At 44.1% G+C, this 26,646-nt stretch carries 19 protein-coding genes; 14 read left to right on the top strand and 5 right to left on the bottom strand.

The window, feature by feature from the left end; translation table 11 throughout:
* Nucleotides 1–489 precede the first annotated feature (489 nt).
* The gene (gyrA, locus tag P5683_RS00290; protein ID WP_006670378.1) at nt 490–3,138 is read right to left on the bottom strand and encodes a DNA topoisomerase (ATP-hydrolyzing) subunit A; all 2,649 of its coding nucleotides are present in this window, start codon (nt 3,136–3,138) and stop codon (nt 490–492) included.
* Nucleotides 3,139–3,339: 201 nt separating this feature from the next.
* On the opposite strand from gyrA, the gene P5683_RS00285 reads away from it, so the two are divergent.
* Nucleotides 3,340–4,266 carry a histone deacetylase gene (locus P5683_RS00285; protein ID WP_006624587.1) on the top strand — a complete coding sequence of 309 codons (927 nt, stop codon included), beginning with the start codon at nt 3,340–3,342 and terminating at the stop codon, nt 4,264–4,266.
* Nucleotides 4,267–4,344: 78 nt separating this feature from the next.
* Nucleotides 4,345–6,342, top strand: coding sequence for an excinuclease ABC subunit UvrB (uvrB, locus tag P5683_RS00280; RefSeq protein ID WP_315638897.1), 1,998 nt, complete (start codon nt 4,345–4,347; stop codon nt 6,340–6,342).
* A gap of 244 nt (nt 6,343–6,586) precedes the next feature.
* Here the strand turns inward: uvrB and P5683_RS00275 are convergent, their stop codons facing one another.
* A complete protein-coding gene (locus P5683_RS00275; RefSeq protein ID WP_006624589.1) occupies nt 6,587–7,939 on the bottom strand; it encodes an MATE family efflux transporter in 1,353 nt (450 codons plus the stop codon).
* Between the two features lie 276 nt (nt 7,940–8,215).
* On the opposite strand from P5683_RS00275, the gene P5683_RS00270 reads away from it, so the two are divergent.
* Together P5683_RS00270 and P5683_RS00265 are read left to right on the top strand one after the other, a co-directional pair.
* A complete protein-coding gene (locus tag P5683_RS00270; protein ID WP_006624590.1) occupies nt 8,216–8,980 on the top strand; it encodes a phycobilisome rod-core linker polypeptide in 765 nt (254 codons plus the stop codon).
* A 165-nt stretch (nt 8,981–9,145) separates the two neighbouring features.
* Entirely contained in the window at nt 9,146–9,940 is a 795-nt protein-coding gene (locus P5683_RS00265) for a Uma2 family endonuclease (RefSeq protein ID WP_006624591.1), read from the top strand.
* Between the two features lie 50 nt (nt 9,941–9,990).
* Here the strand turns inward: P5683_RS00265 and cutA are convergent, their stop codons facing one another.
* The gene (gene cutA, locus P5683_RS00260; protein WP_006624592.1) at nt 9,991–10,314 is read right to left on the bottom strand and encodes a divalent-cation tolerance protein CutA; all 324 of its coding nucleotides are present in this window, start codon (nt 10,312–10,314) and stop codon (nt 9,991–9,993) included.
* A 20-nt stretch (nt 10,315–10,334) separates the two neighbouring features.
* Complete coding sequence (locus P5683_RS00255; RefSeq protein WP_006624593.1) at nt 10,335–11,222, bottom strand: pentapeptide repeat-containing protein; 888 nt, start codon at nt 11,220–11,222, stop codon at nt 10,335–10,337.
* A gap of 242 nt (nt 11,223–11,464) precedes the next feature.
* On the opposite strand from P5683_RS00255, the gene P5683_RS00250 reads away from it, so the two are divergent.
* Nucleotides 11,465–17,623: a translocation/assembly module TamB domain-containing protein gene (locus P5683_RS00250; protein ID WP_315638888.1), complete on the top strand. Its 6,159-nt coding sequence runs from the start codon at nt 11,465–11,467 to the stop codon at nt 17,621–17,623.
* Nucleotides 17,624–17,705: 82 nt separating this feature from the next.
* Nucleotides 17,706–18,194, top strand: coding sequence for a hypothetical protein (locus tag P5683_RS00245; RefSeq protein WP_035759361.1), 489 nt, complete (start codon nt 17,706–17,708; stop codon nt 18,192–18,194).
* 301 nt (nt 18,195–18,495) lie between these two features.
* On the opposite strand, the gene P5683_RS00240 is transcribed toward P5683_RS00245, so the two are convergent.
* Nucleotides 18,496–18,684 carry a hypothetical protein gene (locus P5683_RS00240; protein ID WP_006624598.1) on the bottom strand — a complete coding sequence of 63 codons (189 nt, stop codon included), beginning with the start codon at nt 18,682–18,684 and terminating at the stop codon, nt 18,496–18,498.
* A 14-nt stretch (nt 18,685–18,698) separates the two neighbouring features.
* Between P5683_RS00240 and P5683_RS00235 the strand changes: the two genes are divergently transcribed.
* From P5683_RS00235 to csm4, 8 genes are all read left to right on the top strand, one after another.
* Entirely contained in the window at nt 18,699–19,049 is a 351-nt protein-coding gene (locus P5683_RS00235) for a hypothetical protein (protein ID WP_006624599.1), read from the top strand.
* 464 nt (nt 19,050–19,513) lie between these two features.
* Nucleotides 19,514–20,059 (top strand): hypothetical protein, encoded by a 546-nt coding sequence (locus P5683_RS00230; protein ID WP_035759363.1) that lies wholly within the window; start codon nt 19,514–19,516, stop codon nt 20,057–20,059.
* A gap of 30 nt (nt 20,060–20,089) precedes the next feature.
* The gene (locus P5683_RS00225; RefSeq protein ID WP_006624601.1) at nt 20,090–20,470 is read left to right on the top strand and encodes a hypothetical protein; all 381 of its coding nucleotides are present in this window, start codon (nt 20,090–20,092) and stop codon (nt 20,468–20,470) included.
* 45 nt (nt 20,471–20,515) lie between these two features.
* A complete protein-coding gene (locus P5683_RS00220; protein ID WP_006624602.1) occupies nt 20,516–20,995 on the top strand; it encodes an HNH endonuclease in 480 nt (159 codons plus the stop codon).
* 804 nt (nt 20,996–21,799) lie between these two features.
* Nucleotides 21,800–24,112, top strand: coding sequence for a type III-A CRISPR-associated protein Cas10/Csm1 (gene cas10, locus P5683_RS00215; RefSeq protein ID WP_315638880.1), 2,313 nt, complete (start codon nt 21,800–21,802; stop codon nt 24,110–24,112).
* Between the two features lie 54 nt (nt 24,113–24,166).
* Complete coding sequence (gene csm2, locus P5683_RS00210; RefSeq protein ID WP_228116368.1) at nt 24,167–24,643, top strand: type III-A CRISPR-associated protein Csm2; 477 nt, start codon at nt 24,167–24,169, stop codon at nt 24,641–24,643.
* Nucleotides 24,643–25,587, top strand: a complete 945-nt coding sequence (gene csm3 / locus P5683_RS00205) for a type III-A CRISPR-associated RAMP protein Csm3 (protein WP_006624608.1) — start codon at nt 24,643–24,645, stop codon at nt 25,585–25,587. The genes csm2 and csm3 overlap by 1 nt, the downstream gene beginning before the upstream one ends.
* Before the next feature lie 9 nt (nt 25,588–25,596).
* Nucleotides 25,597–26,637 carry a type III-A CRISPR-associated RAMP protein Csm4 gene (gene csm4, locus P5683_RS00200; RefSeq protein ID WP_006624609.1) on the top strand — a complete coding sequence of 347 codons (1,041 nt, stop codon included), beginning with the start codon at nt 25,597–25,599 and terminating at the stop codon, nt 26,635–26,637.
* Nucleotides 26,638–26,646 lie beyond the last annotated feature (9 nt).

The raw sequence follows: 26,646 nt of genomic DNA, 5'->3' as shown, positions 1-26,646 counted from the left end.
GGGTGAAACCCAACAGAGGTCAATTGACCCAACGTAGGTTGGGTGAAACCCAACAAAGAGAGTAGTAGTAGGTTGGGTGAAACCCAACAAAGAGAGTAGTAGGTTGGGTGAAACCCAACAGAGGTCAATGGACCCAACGTAGGTTGGGTGAAACCCAACAGAGGTCAATTGACCCAACGTAGGTTGGGTGAAACCCAACAGAGGTCAATTGACCCAACGTAGTCAATATAGCAAAAGTCAGGCAGGAAAACCCGCCATGACTTTTGTTATATCGATTGGAAAGCACACTACTTAGGTTTCTAATCTGATTATAACCGATATTGTCAGATTTTTATATCCGATTTGTGCAACTTTTTTGTATTGATGGACTTGCTCAAATTGTTAATTGATATATTGAATTGATATATTGAATTGATATATGAAAAACTCCCCCCTAACCAGACCTATTAGGAGGAAATGGGGGGAGTAGGGTTTCTAGGTTGTCAGAGTTCAGTTATTGACTTCTTGAAGTTCAACGTCAGTATTAGGGTCAACATCAACTTCGGTATCGTCCCCTTCACCGGATAAAGGGACTAAAGCCACAGCAGCGATCGCATCTTCCTTATCTAAGCGTTGTACCCGCACCCCTGTAGCATTGCGGGACTGTCGAGAAATAGCGCTAATCACCTGACGAATAATAATCCCCCGGCTAGTAATTAACATCAATTCATCAGTATTATGTACCACCTGAAGCGCCACCACACAATCACCAGATAAATGGGGTTTAAACTTAGTAGCAATAATGCCTTTTCCGGCGCGATTTTGTAAGCGGAATTGAGACACAGGAACTCGTTTTCCATAACCCCTAGTAGTAATGACCAAAATAGAAACCCCATCAGGTTCAACTTCAGTAGTAGCTATCTCTTCAGATTCCGTATCATCCACCTCTTCAACGGTAGTATTTTCCTCCTCTTCTATTTCCGTTTCTTCACCCCCCAATTTAGGAATACTAGCCACAATGAAACTAGGGAGAATATCCATCCCAATGAGTTCATCATCTGGTTTTAGTTTCATAGCTTTAACCCCACGGGTAGCGCGACCGAGGGGTCGTAATTGTTTATCATCAGTGTGGAAATGAATAGCCATACCCAGGCGAGAACCGATAATAACGCTATCATCCACCTTAGCACTGCGTACCCAACGCAACTCATCTCCTTCATTTAAGGAAATCGCAATTATGCCATTAGAACGGATATTGTTAAAAGCGGAAAGGGCAGTTTTTTTGATGTAACCCCCCTTAGTTAGCATCACCAAATATTCATCGTTACTAAATTCCCCAACCGCCACCAAAGAGGTGATTTTCTCATCCCGAGGAATTGGTAACATTTGCACAATCGGAACCCCCCGAGCGATGCGGGAGCCGATAGGTATTTGATAGGCTTTTAAACAGTAAGCAACCCCCCGTTCAGTAAAGAACATAATACTGTCATGGTCGCAACAACTCAAGAAATGTTTAACCCCATCATCCTCCTTCATTTTAGTTCCAGATTTACCGCGAGTGGCGCGATTTTGAGCCTCAAAAGTATTAACGGGCATCCGTTTAATGTACCCTTGTTCAGTGAGAAGAATAATTGCTTTTTCATTAGCAATCAAATCGGTATCTTCTAGCTCACTTTCTTCGAGTTCAATTTCGGTCCGTCGGGGTGTGCCGTGACGTTGTTTAATTTCTTGAGCTTCCTGTTCAACAATTTCTAAAATCCGTTCTCGGCGATTTAAAATATCGTTTAGGTCAGCAATTTTCGCCAAAAGTTCTTGATGTTCTTGTTCAATTTTCTGAGCTTCCAAGGCGGTTAAACGTCGCAGTTGCATTTGTAAAATAGCATCAGCTTGTGGTTCAGAAAGTCCGAACCTTTCGATTAACTCCTGTTTAGCTGTAGGGCTATCAGCAGCATGGCGAATTAGGGCAATAATTGCATCAAGATTATCGAGAGCAATTAATAGTCCTTGCAGGAGGTGATCACGTTCTTCAGCTTTGCGTTTTTCATATTCAGTACGCCGCCGGATAGTGTCGATGCGGAAGTCTAGGAAAACATGGAGATATCGCTTGAGGGTAAGCAATTCTGGTTTTCCGTTAACTAGGGCTAACATATTAGCGCCGAAGTTGGTCTGAAGGGGAGTTTGTTTATAAAGGTTGTTGAGAACCACCCTAGGATAGGCATCTCGTCGGAGTTCCACGACGATCCGCATCCCTTCACGATCGCTTTCATCTCGGATATCTGATATCCCCTCCAGGCGCTTCTCATTCACCATTTCGGCGATTTTTTCGATTAAAGCGGCTTTATTGGTTTGGTAGGGTAACTCAGTGATGATAATAGCTTCCCGGTCTGGTCGTCCTCGGTGTTCAATGGTTTCAATTTGGGCAACTCCCCGCATGGTGATAGAACCCCGTCCGGTGGTGTAGGCTTCCCGAATACCAGACCTTCCGAGAATTTTCGCCCCGGTCGGGAAGTCAGGACCGGGAATATAGCGCATTAGTTCAGTATCAGTAATTTCGGGGTTATGAATTAGCGCGACTAAGCCATCGACTAACTCATTGAGGTTATGGGGGGGGATGTTAGTTGCCATTCCGACGGCGATACCGGAGGAACCGTTGAGCAACAGTTGAGGAATGCGGGCCGGAAGCACTAGGGGTTCTTGTTGGGAACCGTCAAAGTTATCGCCAAAATCTACGGTATCGGAGTCGATATCCCGCAACATGGCTTCGGAGGTCAGGTAGTGCAGGCGACATTCTGTGTATCGCATGGCGGCGGGGGGGTCATTATCGACAGACCCAAAGTTCCCGTGACCTTGAATTAGGGGCGATCGCATCGAAAATTCCTGGGCCATCCGCACTAGGGCATCGTAGACGGCTGTATCACCGTGGGGGTGATATTTCCCCAGAACCTCCCCTACCACCCGGGCGCACTTCCGAAAGGGGCGATCGGGCATTAGGCCTAGTTCATTCATGGCATACAGGATGCGACGATGGACTGGTTTAAACCCATCCCTGGCATCTGGCAGCGCCCGACCTACAATGACGCTCATGGCGTATTCGAGATAGGATTGCTGCATCTCGTTCCGCAAATCCGTTGGGATAATTCGGGATTCGGAAGCGCTCATAGAATTTAAAACTCCATTAATATTGCAAAAACCGTCGCTTTTTTGTGAAATAATTCAGATCAAATAAATTGATTTTCGATTATTATTTGAAAAGGCGCGACTAGGCTATAAAATTATAGCATACTTTGCACATATTTTCGATGGGAATCCCTCTCGGCCCTATTGCCTTTTTGTCCCCTGTTGTTAGCCCCGGCACGGTCAATGTTAACTGTTATCTACTCTGACGAATTTCTGGAACACAAAACGGGTTTATTTCATCCAGAACGACCCGAACGCCTCAAAGCGATCGTCCAAGGTTTGCGGGCCACCCCCTGGCGTGACCAACTGACTTGGTTATCACCCACTCCGCTAAAAGAACGCCACAGTCTGATTATGCAAGTCCTCAAGGCTGTTCACACCGACTCCCATATTGACAGGATTAAAAATATTGCCAGTGCTGGCGGCGGCCATCTTGACGGCGATACTCCCATTTCTGAGGAGAGTTACCAGGTGGCGCTATTGGCGATCAGTGCTTGGTTAGATGGTGTCGATCGCACTTTGACTACCGCCAGACCTAGTTTTATTTTAGCCCGTCCCCCCGGACATCATGCCGAAGCGGGTCGGGGGATGGGTTTCTGTTTGTTTTCTAATGCGGCGATCGCTGCTCATTATGCCATTCAACAGCCAGGAGTCAATCGAGTTGCTATTCTTGATTGGGACGTTCACCACGGTAACGGAACCCAAAGCCTGGTCGAAAATCACCCCCAAATGGCTTACTGTTCCCTTCATCAGTCCCCCTGTTATCCCGGAACTGGCTACCCCCAAGAAAAAGGTCAATATAATAATGTTTTAAATATCCCCATGTCTCCAGGTAGTACCATGGCATTATACCAGCCAGCTTTTGAAAATCAAGTGATCCCTTTTTTACAAAGTTTTCAGCCAGATTTATTAATTATCAGTGCTGGATATGATGCCAATCAAGCTGACCCCTTAGCCAGTATTTCCTTACAACCGCAAGATTTTGGGATATTTACAGATTATTGCTGCCAAATAACTACAAAAATTGTGTTAGGATTAGAAGGGGGATATGATTTGAAAAGTTTGGCGGATTCGGTAGTGGCAACTATAGAGTCCTGTTTAAATCATTAATCCCTCCCAGTCTGGTCAGCCATTAACTCCCACAACAACCAACTATCAGATATGATCGGAATCATATCAAATTGAACTATGGTCAAATTTGAGTTAAAAGCACCCTTTCAACCTACAGGAGATCAACCATTAGCGATCGCCCAATTAATTCAAAGCATCAAATCCGGTCATCCTAAAACCACCCTCTTAGGCGCAACTGGAACCGGAAAAACCTTTACCATTGCCGCCACCATCGCCGAATTAGGTCGCCCCACCCTAGTCCTCGCCCACAACAAAACCCTCGCCGCCCAACTCTGCAATGAACTGCGGGAATTTTTCCCTAACAATGCCGTTGAATACTTTATCAGCTATTACGACTATTATCAACCGGAAGCCTATATTCCTGTCTCCGATACTTATATAGAAAAAACCGCCTCAATTAACGATGAAATTGATATGCTGAGACACTCAGCTACTCGGTCTTTATTTGAAAGGCGAGATGTAATTGTTGTAGCTTCCATTAGCTGTATTTACGGGTTAGGAATACCCACCGAATACCTGAACGCAGCCATTCCCCTACGGGTGGGAGAAGACCTAGACCAACGCCAACTTTTGCGAGACCTAGCCTCTATTCAATATACCCGCAATGACACGGAAATCACTCGCGGACGCTTCCGAGTTCGCGGAGATGTCTTAGAAATTGGACCCGCCTATGAAGACCGTATAATTAGGGTAGAATTTTTCGGGGATGAAATTGATGCAATTCGTTATATTGACCCCGTAACCGGAGAAGTCTTACAGAGTTTAGACACATTAAATATATACCCCGCCCGCCACTTTGTGACACCGGGAGATAGGTTAGATGCTGCTTGTGATGCTATTGCTGCTGAACTTAAACAACAGTTAGCCGAATTAGAAAAAGCTGGTAAACTTTTAGAAGCCCAACGCCTAGATCAACGCGCTCGCTATGACTTGGAAATGCTGCGAGAAGTCGGATATTGTAATGGTGTGGAAAACTACTCTCGTCACCTCGCTGGAAGGCTTCCCGGTTCTCCTCCTGAGTGTTTGGTGGACTATTTCCCGGATGATTGGTTATTGGTGGTCGATGAGTCTCATGTGACGGTTCCTCAAATTCGGGCTATGTACAATGGCGACCAAGCCAGAAAAAAGGTGCTAATTGAACATGGTTTTCGTCTTCCTAGTGCGGCGGATAATCGACCCTTGAAATCTGAGGAATTTTGGCAAAAAGTTAAACAGTGTATTTTGGTCTCGGCGACACCAGGAGATTGGGAAATTGCACAATCTCAAGGTCAGGTGGTTGAACAAGTTATTCGACCAACGGGGGTAGTTGACCCGGAAATATTTGTCCGCCCAACCACAGGACAGGTTGATGATTTAATCGCTGAAATTCAAGAGAGAATCCCCAGGAATGAACGGGTTTTGGTTACGACTTTAACTAAGCGTATGGCGGAGGATTTAACTGAGTATTTGCAAGAGAGGGGTATTCGGGTCAGATATCTACATTCGGAAATACAGTCGATTCAGCGCATTGAGATTCTTCAGTCTTTACAAGAAGGCGAATTTGATGTGTTAATTGGGGTGAATTTATTGCGGGAAGGTTTGGATTTACCACAGGTGTCTCTGGTGGCTATTTTTGATGCGGATAAGGAAGGTTTTTTGCGGACGGAAAGGTCCCTTATTCAAACTATTGGGAGGGCGGCGCGCCACGTTCGCGGTCAGGCTATCTTGTATGCTGATAATATGACTGACAGCATGAGGGCGGCGATCGCCGAAACTAACCGACGGCGAACAATTCAGTTGGAGTATAATCAAAAATATGGCATTACCCCTAAATCTATTCACAAAACTTCCAGTAATGCCATTTTGGCGTTTTTGGATGTCTCCAGACGCTTAAATTATCAACAAATTGATCTGCCTTGTCCACAGGTGGATGATTTACCCTTGGAAGAAATACCAACTTTAATTCAACAGTTGGAGGTTCGCATGAAGGAGGCGGCGCAACAGTTGGAGTTTGAGGAGGCGGCTCAATTTCGCGATCGCATTCGCATTTTACGCGATAAATTAGTTGGTCGTTAATTGATTTTTAGGACTCAGCGGCTGGGCCAAAAAAAAAATTTTCTGGGCGGCCCCCGCGCTTTTTTTTCAGAAAACCCTATCTTTTTGGGGGAGTCCGTGCTATACTATAAAATAATGGGAATAGTTGCGAAAATATTATTTTTGCTTACATCCCATTATGTAACATACTCCTATCATAGCCGACTAGCGCCGCCCTGTCAACCCCTTTTCACTTGGGCGGCCGGGCCATTTTTTTAAAAAAAAGCTATTCTAGGACAACTGGATCAGCCGATCGCAATTGCCAAGTTTTGCAAGTCCAAAAATAAGCGCCAATACCGACAAGTAAATTAGCAATACAAGCGGCGACAAAAATGCCTTTAACTCCCCACCAGAGACTACCCAAATAAGCCAAAGGAACATAAAGTAATAACATCCGGGTAATAGTCATCATCAAAGATGGTAAAGGCTTACCCAAAGCATTAAAAGTAGAACTAGCGATGAACATGAGACCCATAGTTCCATAACTAACGGGAACGAGGGTGAGGTAACTAGCAGCGATCGCGACTACATTGGGATTTTGATCAAAAGCGGTAGCGATTTGTTCAGAACTAGCAGCCAAAATAAGAGTTAATAGGACTCCCCAAAATATACAAAACAGGAAAGACTGTCGGATAGCAGTGTGTACGCGATGATAAAGTTGAGCGCCCCAATTTTGACCAACAAAAGGACCAATACTAGCAGAGAGTGCCATAATCACAATTAAAGCGAAAGCCTCGACTCGGGTAGCAATACCAAAACCAGCGACGGCTTCGGCACCCTCTGTAGCGACCAAACCTGTAACGACGGCGGTAGAAATAGGGGTAATCATATTGGTTCCGGTAGCGGGAATACCAACATGGAGAATTTGTCGCCAGTCGGACAATAGGTCTTTGGGGGTGGGAAGTTTCCAGAGGAGCATTTTTTCGCGGAAATGCAGGAATAAGACGGAAGCGATTAAAGTGGTAGCACGACCGATAACAGTAGCGATCGCGGCTCCCCGCAGTCCCATGGCTGGTATAGTAGCAAAGCCAAAGATAAATATCGGGTCAAGGATAATATTAACGACAGCAGCGACAGTCATAATCACACTAGGAACGAAGGTATTACCCGCCGCGCGAATAGCGCTAGTCCCGACCATAGGAACCACCAGAAAAATGACACCTCCATACCAAATGGTCATATACTCGCGGATAAATGGCAAGATATCAGGACTGGCTCCCAAGGCTTGAAACACGGGGTTAATGGTGCTGATACCGAGGACGACTAAGACACTAACCATAAGCAGAGAGAGACTGAGAGAGTTAGTGGTGAGGCGGCGGACGCGATCGCGTTCTCCCTCCCCAATAGCCCTAGCAATGACAGAAGCAGCGCCTATCCCCAGTCCCATAGATACGCTTCCTAATAGGGTGACTACTGGAAAGGTAAAACTCATCGCGGCTAGTTGTCGGGTTCCCAACTTAGCGACGAAGTAGGTATCTGCTAGGCTAAAGGCAATAATGGCAAACACTCCCCAAATCATTGGTAGAGTGAGGTTAATCAGGGTAGATGTAACAGATCCTTGGGTTAATGTTCCTTTCATAGGGCCAGCGGCTTTGAGCATATTTACAAAAGTTTACCAAAAAAAAAGGGTTGAAGCTAGGCGGTAGGTGGTAGTGGCTCTATTAGTGTTTGGGGGAAGATTGCTAAAATGTTACATATTATTGCAGAGCTTCATAAAAGTTAGACTGCGATCGCCTCAATCCCCTAATCTGTAAGCATGGTATATTAATGCCAGTGTGCTAAATCCCAATCATCCTGGGATAGATCATTGGCGACAACTGATAAACAATGCTGACGTTTGAGAATAAGGAGATTAATGGTGCCCCTTCCATTATTAAGCTACACTACAACGAGTTTCAATACTCGTGTTGCTGGATATGAAGTTCCAGGTGATGAGCAGCCCCAAATTTATACGGCTGAAAATATGCCTTCGGGTTCTGAGTGGGACGCTCTGATCTGGGCGGCTTATCGGCAAATCTTTAGTGAGCATCAAATGCTGAAAAGCAATCGCCAAACCTTCCTTGAGTCCCAACTCAAGTTTGGTCAGATCACCGTCCGTGACTTCATTGGTGGGTTAGCGACTTCGGCTCCTTTCTTGGAGAGAAACTACCAAACCAACAGCAACTACCGCTTTGCGGAAATGTGCGTTCAGCGAATTCTCGGCCGGGATGTTTACAACGAACGGGAAAAAATCGCTTGGTCAATTGTGATTGCTAACAAAGGACCCAAGGGCTTCATTGAGGAATTACTCAATAGCGACGAGTACCTGGATAACTTCGGATATGATACAGTTCCTTATCAACGTCGTCGGATTCTGCCTCAGCGCAATATGGGCGAAACACCCTTTAACCTGAAGACTCCCCGGTACAATGAATACCACCGGACCCAGTTGGGATTCCCCCAAGTTATCTGGCAAACTTCTGTACGTCGCTTTGTACCCCAAGAGAAGCAACCCAAAGCTGGCGATCCCGCCAACTTCCTGGCTATGGCAAAACAGGTTTCTCGTCCTGCCAACACAGTAACTCGCGTTGCCCTTGGTAGCATCAATTTTGACACCATGGTTCCTTACCGTCAGCGCTAATAGGATCTAATCCTTACTTAATTGGGATTGACAGTCGCTGCCAGCGGTTAGATATTCGGAGTTTTTGACCCAATGGTTAACTCTTGATGTCTAACATTTGGCGGCGAATTTTTCGTGGGGGCGATCGCTATAATAACAATAATTGTTAATCATCCCTAATGTATTATGGCTCTCCGGATTGTTGACTTGGAGATTACTTGGGAAAAACTTCCCGATGATTTTATTCTACCGGACGATCCTGTGGACAATATTAATCAACCGGCTTTAGCTGTAGCCCTGACTGATAGTCTAGCTGTGGCTGGTAAACTGAGCCCATTGAGTATCACGCCCACCAATTATGGGATCTGTGCCACCCTCAACGGTAAAATTGTGGTGAAAGCCCCAGACTGGGCGTTTATTCCAGAAATTCGGGTTGAGCGATCGCAGGTTGAACGCAGCTATACTCCTGAGTTGCAGGGTGCGCGTCCGATTATAGTTATGGAATTTCTCTCTGATACTGACGGAGGGGAATATTCGATTAAGCCTACCTATCCCCCAGGAAAATGGTTCTTTTATGAACGGGTGTTAGAGGTCCCTTACTATGCTATTTTTGACCCCAAAACTGGTAAGTTAGAACTTTATCGCCTTGATGAACAGGGATTCTATCAAATACAAGAACCACTAGATGATGGACGATATGCGATCGCTCCCATGGAACTGTTTTTAGGGGTTTGGGAAGGAACCCGCGAAAACCGTAACGGTTACTGGTTGCGCTGGTGGAATGAAGCCGGAGAGTTGCTGCTTTGGGGTATTGAATTGGTCGCCCAAGAACGCCAACGGGTGGAAGCTGAAAGCCAACGGGCTGAAGTTGAAAGCCAACGGGTGGAAGCTGAACGACAACGGGCTGATGCTGAACGACAACGGGCTGAACGTTTCATGGAACAACTGCGCCAGGCTGGTATTGAGCCTTTAGACAATTAGTTTAAAGTAATTTTCAACCACTAGGTAGGGGCGTAAATATTTCGCCCCTGTCATGTGGGGTCTAGTTGTTGTGAAATCCATTGTAAATAAGAGGGGGAACCTGCGACAATTGGTAAGGCAATAATTTCCGGCACTTCATAGGAATGAACCTCGGCGACCTTAGCAGCCAAAGCGTCAAACTGATTCAGGTCAGTTTTAATAATTAATTGCCACTCATCGGATGAGCAGATCTCACCTTTCCAGGTGTAAACTGAATGGATGGGCATTAAACCCACACAGGCGGCTAGTTTTCCCTCGACTAAAGTATGGGCGATCGCCTCTGCTTCCGTCCGGGAACTTGCCGTTACTAATACTATACCATATTGAGCCACCATATCAATTATACCACAAACATCTAAACTTGAGATTGAGAAAGTGTTAAACAGCAGAAATTTTCTAAATCCAGATATAAGCGAAAAGACAACGGTAAAATTGCCTCACAGAAATTAGCCTCTTTTACCTCGACTCCCAGTAATTTAGCCTCGCGCAAATCAGCATTTCGGAAATTAGCCCCCGACAATTTAGAACCATTCAGATCAGCATAACTCAAGCAAGCATTTTCTAAATTAGCGCCTCTTAAATCGGCATTTTCTAACTGGGAACCTAGGAGTTTAGCAGAACTGAGATTAGCCCTAATCAAGTTAGTTCCGGTCAAATTAGAACCACAAAGCCTAGCGTTACTCAAGTTAACACCATTCAAATCTAGGCGACTCAAATTAACACCATTCATATAAGCATTTTGCAAGTTAACATCAGTGAGCCTGGTTCCAAATAACTTAGCGCCACTGAGTCGCACACCATTGAGATTAGTATATCTCAAATCACTGCCAGTCAAATTAGCCCCCCGCAGATTAGCAAATTGCAGGTTAGCACCACATAAGTTAGAATTGGGGAGACTAGCGCCACGCAAATTAGCACCCGCCAAACTTGCGCCACTGAGTTGGACACCAGGTAATTTAGCTTTGACTAAAAAAGTACCGTTGAGATTGGCTTTGGTTAACTCAGCCTCCACCAGCTTGGCTTCGTTCATTTTAGCAAAACTCAGGTTGGCACGGTGTAAATTTGCACCATTGAACTTAACACGACTTAAAAATGAGCGAGTCAGGTTAGCACCCGTCAGGTTACTTCTCGATAGATTAACACCTATGAGAATGACCCCTGTCAAGTCTACGCCACTGAGATCGACTCCTGTAAAGTCGGTTTCGCCTTGTTCGTAAAGTCTTAAAAGATGGCTGACGTTCATGAAAAAGTAACTCCGGCTACCTCTGATTATTTATCTAAGCACGGAAATTTCACAAAGTTTTTATATTTTTGTGTTGTTTTAATCTGTCGAAATGTTGCAATTATGGGGGTAGGACGAGAAATTATGGCCGAGAGTGGGGTTAACGAGGGTCTAACCCCGGAAAATTTATACACTCCAGTTAGGCTGTGATAAGCTACCCTTTCTGGATAAGGACTTCCGTTAAATCACGCAGATTGAGAAACATGATCCATACCCCATTACCAGACCCAGAAGACAACCCAAGGTCGGTCAAACGTTGGCGGCGTTGGCTTATTTGGGGAAGTGTTGGCTTAGGTCTTACTTCTGTGACGATCGCTGGTGGTGTAAGCTGGTTTATACATTACCGTTTAGCCTCTACCATCGCTACAGCCTTAGAGGGGACTCTCGATAGACCTGTAGAAGTCGGACCTGTTGAACGCTTTGGGATTATTAGTGTTCGTTTTGGACGGTCTGTGATTCCTCCCACAGATACTGATCCCAATACCGCCTCACTTGAAGCGATCGAAGCCAGCATTTCCATTATATCACTATTAACGCCAACTGTCGGCTTAAATTTACGGGTGATCAATCCCCAAGTTTATCTTGAACAAGACGAACTCGGAAATTGGATTAGGACTGAGATAGCGCCGGGGGATGAAAGTCCTGTGGATGTGGAAATTGGCTCTATTACCATTGAGAATGCTAATGTTAAACTCATGCCTCAAACTCTGCTGACGGCTGAGGTGAGAGAAGACCCGATCGCCCTCAATGTCGATCGCCTGATTTTAGATATCAGTGACCAGAACGATCGCATCAGAACCCACCTCACAGGTGAGTTTCCCCGAGGCGGGAACATACAGGTTAGAGCGGATGGTATTTTATCTGCTGGAGATTTCGATACCACTATCACAGCTAATGGTCTTAATTTACCACAATTAGGATTATTAGTCAATACCCCCGGTATAATTTTAGGCGAGGGAGAAGCGGATGCCCAATTAAGGGTAAAATTGGCGAATTTTCAGCCGACTGGTATTTGGGGAAATCTGCAACTTAGGGAAGTACAAGCCATTTTAGCAACCCTTTCGGAACCGGTGACGATCACCAATGCTAATTTGGGGTTTGAGGAGACAGAGGCGACTGTGGAGACCCTAGAAATAGCTTGGGGTGATTTAGGAGTAACGAGCGGAGGGACAATCAGAACTAATGCAGAATTTGACTTGTTACAAACGGAATTCGATTTACAGGCAAATTTGCTCCCTGTTACTTTGGCGACGTTATTAGAAACGGCGGATCGAGAATTAGGGGAAACTCTGGTTTTACCAGTTCAGGTCGCGGGGGAAGTTACGGCTGATATTAACTTGACGGGAAACCTACAACAGCCTCAGCTAGAAATAGCGATCGCCACCACAGAAGCAACCCAAATAGATCGGGTAATTTTTAGCGAAATTTCCACGGAAATAGCCATCACACCAGAACTAGATCAGCAGTTTAATTTAGTAGCCGACCCAAGTATCAGCATTAACAATTTAAGGATTAAACCCATAAGCGGGGGAGAAATTAGCGGCGCTGGTAGTATGCAATTAACGGGACTGACGGAGTTACTTCGCGCCGCCACATTGACGACAGAATCACCAGAGGAATTTGTTTTACAGCCAACGGTAGAATTTACCCTAGATATTGACAGTCTATATTTAGATGCGATCGCCAGTCTATATGAACTTCCGAATAATACTAGATTAGGGGATATGTTCGCGACGGCTAAAGTTTCAGGTTCCCTAGATAACCTCCAAGGGGATATTAACTTTAATCTCCCAAATGGAACCTTGCCGATTTTGGGTTCTAGTCAAATCACCAAAAATCAGTTAACCGCGAATATAGCGATAGCCGAGGGTATAGTAAATGCGAATGTGCAACTGGCGGATAATAATAATTGGATAGCCACCCTGAACGCCAATGAATTAGGCTTAGATCCCCTAGTCAAATTAGGATTACCCCTCGCCAATTTACCCCCAGAGGTGCAGTTAATTATCGGACAAATTGACCTGAGACAAGATAAATTAAACCTAGACACGACCATCACAGGTCAACTAGATAAACTGAACCTAAACGACATCATCGCCAATGGCAATTTTAACCTAACGATCGCTAATGGAGAAATCAACAGTGATTTCAAATTAATAGGTGGAAAATTGGGGGCAGATTTTCTGGCAAATCGCCTAAATTTACAGCAAATAATAGGTATCGGACTACCCCTAATAAATTTACCGCCAGAAACTCTTATCCAACTGCAAACTCTAGATTTCAGCAATGGAACCGTGCAAAGTAGAGGAGTTGTGTCGGCGGACTTAAATAATTTTGACCCCAATAACATCACGGCTAATGCTATCGGCGACATCAATTTAGGCAATATGGGAGGGGTGATATCTTTCCGAGAAACTCGCCTAGCGAATGGGGTATTTAACTTGGAGTTGGAGGCGAATAGTATCCATGTTAATCCCTGGTTAAATGTAGCCAGCAATTTGGGTAATTTACCACCGGAAACTAGGGAAAAATTGAGGCGATCGCCAGAGTTAAGAAACAGTCGCTTAAATGGAGTCATGATAGCCGGAGGAAATCTGAATAATCTTAATCAGATTAAAGGTAGTGTGAATGGATTAGTTAACCTTCCCCAATTAGGGGGAGAAATCACCGCCAGAGGCGAAATTGAGGCGGGAGACTTTGAGGGAACTATCATCAGTAATAATCTGCCTTTAAATCCCCTAATCAACTTAGGGCTACCTTTAGCGAATTTACCCGCGAATGTAGTAGCAGAAATTCGGAACTTAGACCTAGACAACCCACAACTACAAGGGGAAACCCGGTTTAGTGGAAACCTAGCCAGCATGACTCCAGAAGCGCTAACCATTAGTTTAGACGGACAGTTAAACTTAGGGAGAGATGGCATAATTAAAGCCACAGGTAGGACTCAAGCTGGTGACTGGAATGCTAATATAATAGGCGATCGCATTGCCTTAAATCGCTTTTCACCATTAGTCGAAAATCTCACCGGAATCGAAACCGCCCTCAGACCGACGGGATTACTTAACCAAGCCCAAAATATGCCCTTATTGCGAGGGTTGTTAGATACCGAATTAAATGCTAGAGGTTCAGTCACCGAATTCAACCCCGCCACCCTGGAAGCCACCAGCCAACTAAGACTAACAGAATTACCAATAATTCGTCAACCCTTGGAAGCCATAGCGAGACTGAAAAACGGACAAGTAAACATTGACCAAGCCGAAACTCCCCAATTTGGTGCTAACGGTTTATTAGCGCTAGAATTTAGTGGAAGTGGGGTTCCCAGTTTAGCCAATGTCGATCTAAATTTACGGGTATCTAACTTTGATTTAAACTCGCCTTTAGTAGAACCCCTCTTAGCCAACCTTCCCTCAGAAATACTACGGGGAGAAGTGCCACCTTTGGCGGGTAATGTGAGTTTTGCTGGTCAGTTAAAAGGTGCTATTTCCGCATTAAATTTACAGGGTGATGTCAGGTTAGAAAATTTTGCCCTGCGGTCTCTCATATTTGACCCAGTAATGACCGGAACTTTAACAGCAGGACTAGGTGGCGGCGGTGTCACCTTAGCCTTATCAGGTCAACAGGACAAAATCGAGTTAGTATTAGACGATCGCTTTTTACCGACTGCATTTTTAGTACAGCGAGGAAATGCGATCGCCAAAGGAACCACCCCCAGCCTAAACCAGCTACAAATAACCCTAGAAGATTTCCCCATAGACCAATTAGGAATATACCCCATAGTAGCCGAAGGTTATGGTAATTTAGGAGGGAACTTAGCCGTAATATTAAACATTACTAATCTCGCCAGTTTAGACATCAATCAAATAGGCGCAACTGGTGAAATTAGCGTCCAAAACCCCAGTTTAGGTCATATAGAAGCCGATAGCTTCACCATTACTCAACTCAACCTTAGCCGTGGTCAATTTAGCTTTAATGACGGGGAACTTCGCCTAGGAGAAACCCAAGTTTTCATAGCAGGACAAGCCAACCTAGGCGCTATTATAGCCCAGGTTCCCGACTCCCCGGAAGAACCCCAATTTCAAGCTGATATCAGGGTTCCCCAAGGTAGACTACAAGATATATTTACCGCCTTAGAATGGTTCCAGTTAAGTGATATCGCCAACGGTCTCCAGCAACCCCAACGCGGCACTGCAGCCGACCTAGAAACCGTGGCCGTAGGATTATCTGAGACAGCGACCCTCCACCAACAGCTACAACGTTGGGCAGAAATTAACGCCCTATTGGAACAATGGGAAATCAAACAGAAGGAGAATGCTTCGCCATTTCCGCCCCTAGAGCAAGTCAATGCCAAATTTGATGCCGAAATCAAAATAAGCGGTTCCCCAGCCAATTTAACCGCCACTGCGGACATAAATGGTGCTGACTGGACATGGGGCGAGTACCGAATTGATGAGTTAGGATTAGAGGCAAGTTTCGAGGATAATATAGTCCGGGTGTTACCGTTGAGAGTGCGTTACGGTGAGACATTGGTGGGGTTTCAGGGACAACTAGATTTAGATGAGCAAATACCTTCGGGTCAGTTGCGGGTTAAGAATTTCCGCTTAGAAACCATAGAAGAATTTTATGACATCCCCAATATTGCTTTGAGTGGACAATTAAACCTGCGCGCTTTGTTAGCGGGGAGTTTAGATAATCCCCAAGCCTCCGGGGAATTTACGGTACTTGAAGGCTTATTTAATGATGAACCCCTGAAAGAGGCGCGGGGTAGTTTTAACTATAATAACGCCCGGTTTAACCTAGGTGGAACGGTGTTAGTGACGGAACAAGATCCTATAGAATATCGTGCATCAGTACCCTTTAGATTACCCTTTGCTAAGGTGAGACCAGAAAGTAATCTGGTCAGCGCTGAGGTGCAAATGCTGAATGAGGGATTCAAGATTATTAATTTACTCAATCCAGAAGTGAGTTGGGTTGAGGGACAGGGTCTTGTACAAATGCGGGCGCGAGGAGTCCTAGAACAGGCTGATGATGGCTCAATTAAGAATATTCTCATAGAACCTGATGGGGTGTTGAAGCTGGAAGATGTGGTGTTGAGGCTGGCTAGTAATAACAGTTCGATTACGGGTTTATCGGGAACAGCAACTTTCCTGAGAAATCGCCTGCGGGTTAAGGGTATGGAAGGGGAATTATTGGGAGACGCTGGGACGGGAAAGGTTGTTATCGATGGGGTATTGCCAATTTTTGAACCAATGAGACCGGAAGATCCAGATATTGACTCGCCCCTGAAAATGGTTCTGGAAAATTTAAAGTTAAATTTAGCCCTATTGTATCAGGGAAAAGCGGCGGGAGAAATTGTGATTGGTGGGACGGCTTTGCAACCGGGAATTGGTGGTCAGGTGGTGTTGTTTGATGGGGCTGTAACTTTACCGGAAGCAGACCAACCCCCGGCTACGGATAACGGAGATAGTCCAGAACTGCTAAATACTGGACCGGTAGAGGTGAGCTTGAATAATTTTATGTTGACTTTGGGAGAGCATATTCAAGTGCGATCGGCTTCTATTACGCCTATTTTTGATGCCCCTGTGCTGAATTTTAACGCCAATGGCACAATTATAGTTAATGGAGATTTAGATAGTTTGGAGAGTCTTCGCCCCCAGGGAACTATTGAATTGACGGGAGGCGCGGTGAATTTGTACACGAGTCGATTTCAGTTAGACCGGGGTTATCCTCAACGCGCTACTTTTGTTCCTGAGCATGGACTTAACCCGATTTTAGATGTGCGACTGGTGACTAGGGTATCGGAAACGACTCCGGCTGTGGCTTCAACTTCTGCTTTTGAAACGGAACTTATGGAAGTACCTAGGGCTGCTCAATTTGGTACGGTACGCACTATTAGGGTAACTGCTTTGGCTCAGGGTCTGGCTTCTGAGATTAACGATATTCTGGAGTTACGCAGTTCACCACCGCGATCGGAAATTCAACTGTTAGCTTTGTTAGGAGGTAGTGCGATCGAGGGAGTAACGGGGGATACGACTTTAGTGTTGGCAAATATTGCTAGTGCGGGACTGTTTAATGAGATTCAACAGAGTGTTCTTGCTGCTACTGGGTTGACTGAATTTCGCATTTATCCGGCGCGGGTGTCTCAGTCCCAGGAACGTTCGGGTTCGACGGCTTTGGGTTTGGGACTAGAGGTGGGTTTGGATGTTACTAATGATGTGTCGGTTTCGGTGAGTCGGGTTCTGGCGGCGAACCAACCTACTCAATTTAATCTCAACTATCGGGTTAATGACCGCTTGCTTTTGCGGGGGGCTACGAATTTTGGCAATGAAAGTGAGGTCAGGTTTGAGTATGAAACACGATTTTAGTCGGGGTTTTAACAGGGCTGAATTTGGCTAATGGCAATAATTCATCAACAGCAACACGACAGTTTTTCAGGAGCAGTCAACTATGTATAACATGAATCAATCCCTGCAAGTGGCTAAACAAGCCACCAGAGATATTGAAGGCTGGTTATCTGGTCTGCCGGAAACTGTGGCTATTGAAAATGTGGAAGATAACCCGCAATATCAAAGGGTTGATGTTGATTTGATTTGGATAACTCAAACCGGATCCTATCAAGTGGAAATTAAGGGCGATCGCTACCACAAAACTGGTAATTTCTTTTTGGAAACTCACAGTAATAAGGAACGCAATACACCCGGCTGTTTTCTCTACACAGAGGCAGATTGGGTGTTTTACTACTTCGTGACTCCCCGTCTGCTTTACCAATTGCCTATGCCAGCCACCCGCCACTGGTTTCTTGAGAATATTAACCGTTTCCGCGAAAGGTCAACTACCACCAATGTGGGTAATAGCTATTATACCACGGTGGGGCGATTGGTTCCGATTAATGTGGTAATTGCTGAAGTTGCTAACATTGCCAGACATCAACTATAATCAGCATTAATTTAATTATTTAAATAATCGTTGATAATCCACATAAAATCGATTTTTATAGGTTTACAGTAGTATTAATCCGGTAAATCTCTATAATTCGCTATAGCCTCCCCCTGAGCATATTTAAATTCTGGTGGGGAAACTGACGCAGCATGATAATTATGGAAGGGGGTACTTCCAGCGATGGTTATACTGAAAGGGTTGGGTATTTCTGAACATCTCCAATCGAACGGGCCCCCCCAAGTGGTGGCGATCGCCCCTGTAAATGGCTTCTACACTGACATTAGAGGCAATTGCTCAATTAAATTTTTCTAAATTTGCGTAAATTTAGTGGTTGTCGCTGATAGGTAGATAGCACCCTAAATCGAGGTGGAACTGTCAGCGGTTTGATTTCGATAGGGAGTGCGATCGCACTTTTTGGAGGCGGTTTCGGTTGCTTACACCGGGAGGTAAGGCGATCGATGTATTCCACCAACTCGACCCAACTCATACCCAGCCAACAACATGAGCAGTAAAAAAACATTCGTCATAGTTGCCATTTCCTCAATAGCCGGAGGAATTATTGGCACATTTTTCGCTTCCCCGGTTTCCTACACGCTGTATGAACCCTCTCGAGGTCGAGGCTTTTATCGAAATTGTCAGCCATTTGGCGACCTAATTTGTAATGAAATGAGAAATCGAGAAATGTATTCGGGTCAAAGCTTCCGCACCCGTTCAGTTTTGGACTCGAGAGCCACATTAGAGCGACAATTAATGTACGGAGGAATAGGCGTTTTTGCGGGATTAACTTCTGGTTCTGTACTCGCGGGTGTCCTGTCCCAAATAATGAAAGATAAAACTGAAACCAAATCCTAAGATGCCAAGACTGGACAGGAACGTTGAAAGTTTAGACCAGAAGATGTAGTGCGATCTTCTGTTTAGACGATCGCATCATTTCCCGTTTGAGAGATTTTCGAGGTGTAAAAACTAACTGATTTCAATTCCGGCACTGGCGACATTCACCCAGGGACGAGTCCTAAATCGCGATGGCGCGATCGCCATTCATACCTTGTACTGAGAACCCATAGAAAAACGCGATCGGAATTGGGCTAAAATTGGGCATTTCGGCTGACTGTCAGTGGTTTGATTTCGATAGGGAGTGCGATCGCTCTCCGATGCCTTGATTTAGAAAAGTTTACAGTCAAAGACCCTGCCTGGTGTGATAATATTATATAAACCCATAATTCCCTGCCAAATATCATTTGGTAACAAATCCCCGCCAGGGGACGGATATCTAAAATTATCCGCTATATTTCCGCTATCTTTTGAAAGCAGAGACAGTGACTAAGAAAGAAGCAATCGCTCTCCTAAAGGAACAGGGATGGACAAAAGCTGATGCTGAACGCGCTTTAACTGCGCTTGACTTCAGTACCAACCCTGATCGCCTCGTGATCCTCGAAGCCGCCATCCAGTTCTCCGGAGCGGAACTACTGAACCGCCAGCGACTCCAAGCTGCCCAAAAAGGACAGGTCGATCGCAAGCGAAAAGAACTCGCTGAGAAAGAAGAAAAAATTCACGATCTCATCAAACAAATTGTCAACCTGAAAGAAAATGCCTTCTCTGCAGAATTAGTCGAACTCCAAGCGGAATTACAGGCTTTAGAAAGCGATCGCGATGCCATCCTAGCCGGTAAAGATGAGCTAGAGAAAAAAACCGAAAAGCTGAAAGAAGTTAACGATATGCTAATGAAAGATAACCGCAGACTCAGAAATGTGTTGGATCAGATCAAACTCAAAATTGCCCAGGACATGAAATCCCTGCTGCGATCTAAAGACAGCGAAATCCGTCGAGCGGCTATCCGTCTGTTCCAAAAAACCATCGAGTGAGAACCCTTGTAATCTTTGGAGTCATGCTTTATGGCACGTCAAAAACGAACCTTTCTGGGGATGAGTTATCGGGAAGTTCAGAAATGGAACTCTGAGAACCGAACAAAACTCGACCGTCAGCAGCAACAAAAACTGAAAGAAGAAGGCTTTCGTAACGTGGGCTGGGAATCCGTCATCGGCCTTTATCTCGCCCTGGACGCATTAATCAACTCCGAACCCGAACCCGAGTTAGAATCGAGTCTGGAAGAACTGTTTTTAGAAGCGGCACGCATTGGCGATAAATATCAAACAGAGGAAGATAGGGCGACTTTCCAAAGAGAGTTTGACCGAGAAATTGCTGAAATTAATGCCCTAATTGAAGAACAGTTCCCCCAACCTCAAACCATCGAATTTATCGACTACAGCCGATAAGTTAACTACTGATAATTTATGGCAATTTATTGACAGCAAAAATCCATGATTCCCCCAAAACCCGATCCCGAAAATCTCGAAAACCTTGACCTAAAAGACCTTTTTAAACTCGCCCAAAAAATTGGGGGGCGACGCTACCATAAATTGACTGCCGACCACTTTGCCGACTATCGCCAATTTGACTACTGGCGTTATATTAACGGTGATTCAGAATGTGGCTCGACTCCGGAAAGTAAAGAATGGGTACGGGACAACTCCGATCAAGCCTGCCCGATTTGCGATCGCCCTTATACCTATGAAAATGGTCGAACTATCGACCACAAACTCCCCCGTTCCCAATATCCATGGCTCTCCCTAGACTTCCAAAATCTCTGGGTGATTTGCCGCGCCTGCAACCAAGAAAAAGGCGAAATGCACTGGTTTGAATACGAGCATTATATTTTCGTTAACTACCCCCATTTCTACGAAGCTGTCCGAATTTATAGACCGAAAAAACTCCTCAAAACCCTAGATAAATCTACTTAAAAATATCACCCCATTTCTACCCCATCCCCATGGTAAATAGACTACTATAGTCAACCACCCACAGGCGATCGCCACCTAAAATATAAATGGGCCTATCAAATTTGGCATTTCTTCTGGAAACTGTCAGCAGACCCAAGGAAGACCGGGAGAGGGAGTCAATTGCTCTCAGCGTGGAAATTAAGGGCGATCGCTGCTACCACAAAACTGGTCATTTCTTGGGTCTCCCCCTGAGTATATTTAAATTCTGGTGGGGAAACTGACGCAGCATGATAATTATGGAAGGGGGTACTTCCAGCGATGGTTATACTGAAAGGGTTGGGTATTTCTGAACATCTCCAATCGAACGGGCCCCCCCAAGTGGTGGCGATCGCCCCTGTAAATGGCTTCTACACTGACATTAGAGGCAATTGCTCAATTCAATTTTTCTAAATTTGCGTAAATTTAGTGGTTGTCGCTGATAGGTAGATAGATGATCAGCCCACCGGATGGCCATCTCTAACTGAGGATCACTGAAATGGGAGGATAACGTTTAGAAAAGTTTACAGTCAAAAAGTAGATTTGTGTTTAATAATAAGGAGATAACATTAGGCGTTTAAGCATTAAGTTCAAAATCGTAAAAGTGCCTCACTGTAAGGGTTATAGATTCTATTGACCCACATTTTGTAGCACCCTTTTTTAGAACTTTCGCCGCAGGAGGGGCGATTTTAGATTTTAGTAGTCAAAGGAGATGCGATCGCGCTTCCTTTCATGCTTTGTATTTTCAGCAATATACAGTTAAGTTTTACTAAGTTTCACGATTGAGATATGGTTAATTCTACAGCCCCAAATATAATAGCTCTACAGGTAATTAGAGAGGCAGTTTGGCATTTAGCAAATTGGGCACAAGCCAAATGGCCCCCCAATTTTAATGTCCCAGAAGAGAATCCGGCGATCGCTAGAGCAAAACAATTGTTATCTTGGACAGAGACTAGCCAGATTCAACCCTTACACCTTTTGTTTGATGCGGTGAATCTATCACAGCCACAATCTCATCAGCATTATGTACCCGCTATCGCCATTGAGGATAGCAACCCTACAATTCCTTATCCTACAAATGAACCAGTTCAAGCCGAACAAATTAATTTTTTGCAACAAAAAATTAGAGAAACTATCGCTAATTTAAGGCTAGAAGATTGGGAAAACTTGTCACTATTAACCTTGCTTTTAGAAAAGTTTGGCTCCTGTTTATCATTAGGATTTGAAAATGTAGCTTTTTATGATTTGGTCAAATCAACTGCGGCGATCGCCGCGATTTTATCAAATGATTATCAAGCATCAAAGATTAGCTTAATAGCGGGTGATTTGTCTGGAATTCAAGACTTTATCTATACCATTTCATCTGACGGAGCCTTGAAATCACTAAGAGCTAGAAGTTTTTATCTGGAATTAGTGACGGAAGAAGTAGCCCAACAACTGCTAAATAAATTAAATATACCTCGGACTAATATTATTTATGTTGGCGGCGGCAATTTATATTTATTAGCTCCAGAACAGAATAATAATGAAAATTTAGTTGAACCCATACGAGATGCTTTCAATGAATGGCTGATTGATGAATTTCAAGGCAAAGTATTTTTAAGTCTGGGAACTCAAAATTTTGATATCGAGGAAATTGGAACGGCTAAATTTGCCCAACAATGGGCAACCATTACTCAAAACTTAGCTCTCCAAAAAGCTCGCAAATTCGATCATCATTTGGATAATTTATTAGCGATTCAGGAAACCTATGAACCTTGTCGGGTTTGCCATCGAGATGATGAGGAAAACTTAAAACCGCTTAACCATCAAGAAGCCGATTCAGTTTTAGCTTGTCCGACTTGTCGGCAGATGTTTCGCCTAGGAAGTGAACTTTTTAGGGTAGATGCGATCGTGCGATCGCCGGTTCGCGATAGTATTGCCAAAGCCTTAGATAGCTTGCAGATTAAGTTACCAGGACAGAGTATATATTATCACTTATTTCGGGGAAAGCAGCAAGTTAAAAATTTAGAAGAATCGGAAACTGTTTTTTTGGTAAATAATTGGAAAGTTGCCGACTATCAAAATGGCAACTCAGTTTCTTTATTACTCGGCAACTATGCTCAAAATAGTCAGGAAGAATATGGAACAATGACAGCCAATGAAATGGCAGATCTGGCTAAAAAAGACGGTTGTATTCCCAGAGTTGGTTATTTGCGAATGGATGTAGACAAATTAGGGCAGATTTTTGCCAAAGGTTTAGGAAATGATCAAACCTTACCTCGGTTAGCTGGATTATCGCGCCAAATGAGTTATTTTTTTAAAGTTTATTTGAATAGTCTGGCTCAATTTCGTCAGGAAAATTTACATAATACAGTGTTTCATAGACTAACTGGAGAACGCCAAAATTTAGTATTTATTTATGCGGGAGGAGATGATTTATTTGTGAGTGGCGCATGGCATGAAGTTGTGGAATTTGCTTTTGATGTTTATCAATGTTTTCGCGCTTATACTGGGCATCACCCAGACATCAGCCTTTCTGGCGGTATTAGCTTGTCAGTTGCTAAATTTCCTCTCTACCAAGCAGCAGAGGAATCTGGACAAGCAGAAGATCAAGCTAAAGCAAATGGTCGGGACAGCTTGGGATTATTTGGGAGTGTATTTAAATGGGATGAGTGGTTGGGAACTGAATTAAAAAATTTGCCAAATATGCCACGGAGTCCGCATAATTTCCTCAAACCGAAGGAATTGCAAACTTATCTTGCTAACGAAATATCACCGAGTCTTTGGGGAGTGTTGCCATTTGTTAAACAATTGCATCCATCCCTAGAAATAAACTATTCTCGAAGTTTTATAAGGAATCTATTGGCAACAGCAGAACTTCAGGATAAAATGATAAAAGAAGCTGCCAGCAAACCCCAGGAGTATCAGTGGGATGTCCGTTACTTCCTGCACCTGCCCAAAATTGCTTATACTTTAGCCAGGCTACCAGATCATGTTCGTAATCATCCTAATTTTGAACCAATTCGTACTTCTCTGAAAAACCCCTATAATGCTCCCTACTTTCGAGCGATCGCCACCTGGCTAGAGATGCTTAACCGTTCTTCAATTAACAGTGAATAAAACCCCGCCCGCATTCTCAGTCAGACCCTGCTCATATAAAAACCGGAAATTCTTATGACTTCCAATCAACCGAGACGCAATTCAACACCTCAATCAGCATCGTCCCCAACTCCGGACAGAGAGATGATTAAAGCTATTCACAAGCTGAACCAGGACAAGAAAAATGGGACTCTCAAAGATTACCCAATTCGAGATCTGGTTAAACACGCTGAGATGTTCGGGCCTTATCTCAAAAACCGGAGGTTAGAGACCAATCAGATCCGCAAGTTTTTGGATGCTATTAATCGTTTGAAAGCCAAACTGGCTCAAACTGAAGAAAATCAGAATCAGCTTTTTGCCGAAATTGAACCGGAAATTGTACTTCTCAAACCAAAATTAGCTTATGCAGCAGCCAGACAAGAGGCAGCCAAACCTTTGAGTGATGTTATGTCTGCTGCTATCGATCATGTACATTCTTTAGAAGATTTTGAACGCTTAGTTCAATTGATCGAGTCCATTATTGCTTATCATAAAGCCGAAGGAGGAAAATAATGACAGTTATTGAAAGACCTCAAACCCCCCTAGTTGGAAAGTTAAAAATTACCGGAACTTTGATTGTTGAAACCGGACTGCATATCGGTGGTGGCGGAGAAACATTGGAAATTGGAGGACTGGATAAACCTGTAATTCGCGATCCGGTGAGTCAATATCCATATTTGCCTGGTTCTTCGATTAAAGGTAAACTTCGATCAATTTTAGAAAGATGGCTTAATAAACCTTTAAATCGAGGGGGAGGAAGCGGAACATACCGTTATGAAAGTGATGATATAGAGAGTGGCTATACAGAGATTCAAGCGGATCAGTATGTTGAATATGAAGGTGCAAAAACCTGTCAAGTTAGCCGTCTCTTTGGCTCCACTGGTGGTTCTAAGTGTTGGATTCCTACTAATATTGCTCAGTCACAGGAATTAGGTGGTCAGGGAAATAAAACCATTAATGGTGTATCTCATACGAAGATTAAAGGCAGAAATTGTCCGGCTCGCTTGATTGTTCGGGATTGCCATTTAACTCCTGAATCAGCCGAGCAACTTCGTAACATTGACACTGGGTTGTATATGACCGAGTGGAAGTTTGAGAATGGATTAGATCGGGTGACAGCAGCGGCTAACCCCAGACAATTAGAGCGAGTGCCAGCCGGAGCAAAATTTACTTTTGAAATGGTCTATACTGTTGAGGATGAAAATCAGGCGATTGAAGATGTAAAAAACTTGGCGATCGCTCTGTCAATTTTAGAAGATGATGCCTTGGGAGGACATGGTTCTAGGGGTTACGGAAAAGTGAGATTTGAGAACTTTAATTTTGATTACCGTGATGCCAAACAATACGAAAATATTGCCAGTGGTGGCGGTACTTCTATTAACTTCCCATCCCTCAAAAATACGGCTGAATTTTTAAGCAGATTTAGCGAAATTCAATCTCAGTTACCAGGCAGTTAAACCTAAATTATGAGCAACTACAAGCTAGTTAGCCTCAATTTCGGACAACACTCTACCCATTTTGGTGAAGTCGGAATTGGAGTTGAAGAAACGAGCGAACGAGTGCGTTCTGATACATTATTTAGCGCGCTAATTATTGCCTATGCTCGGTTATTTGGAAAAGATGCTGTTGAAGATTTACTAAAATCTTTTGACTCATCGCCTCCTTTTCGGGTCAGCTCAACATTTATTTACTCTGAGAATGGTCAAAAAAGGATTGACTACCTACCAAAACCGCTCAAATTTCCGCGCGGGTATCCGGTGGGGAATGACTTGGAATTTACCAAGACTTACAAAAAAATTCACTACTTACCTCTGGATATTTGGCAACGCTGGTATCAAGGTAGTGGTTTTACGGTAACCGATCGCACCGAATTGATTGATTATACTAACCAGGCTAACAGTTCTGGTAATCTTAAAAATTCGGGAATTTTCGACTATAGCCAAGCCTATCAAATCCATAAAACTCCCAAAGTGGCGATCGACCGAACAACTCGGGCGACCAATTTCTACCATACTGGTTTTGTGCAATTTAATAAGTCCTGTGGATTGTACTTTTTAATAGATTTGGTTAAAGTAGATAAAGACCTAGAAAATAGACTTTTTGCCGCCTTAAATTTATTGGGGGATGAAGGCTTAGGCGGTGAGCGTTCCAGTGGCGCAGGACAGTTTAAACCCACTTGGTCAGATCTATCTGATACATGGCAAAACTTGCTTAACTGTCCTCAATCAACCGACTACAGTTTAATCAGTTTGCTTTGGGAAAATCCGATTTCGGATACACTCCATAATGATAGAGCTAGTTATGGAATACTGGAACGAGGGGGATGGATTTCCTCTCCCTTTTCTGGGCGACAACTGCGACGCAAAAAAGTGCGGATGTTTGTGGAAGGCTCGGTATTTCCGGTGCGTACTGACGGACAATTAGCGGATGTAACTCCCTACGAATTTCAAAAATTGCATAAAGTGTATCGGAGTGGAATTGGTTTTAGCTTGCCTATTATCCTATAACAACAAGAG

It is taken from the genome of Limnospira sp. PMC 1279.21, from assembly GCF_032349615.1.
In the GTDB taxonomy this organism is placed as follows: domain Bacteria; phylum Cyanobacteriota; class Cyanobacteriia; order Cyanobacteriales; family Microcoleaceae; genus Limnospira; species Limnospira fusiformis.
The sequence above is the reverse complement of the archived record's forward strand: the minus strand, read 5'-3'. Positions and strand labels throughout refer to the sequence as shown.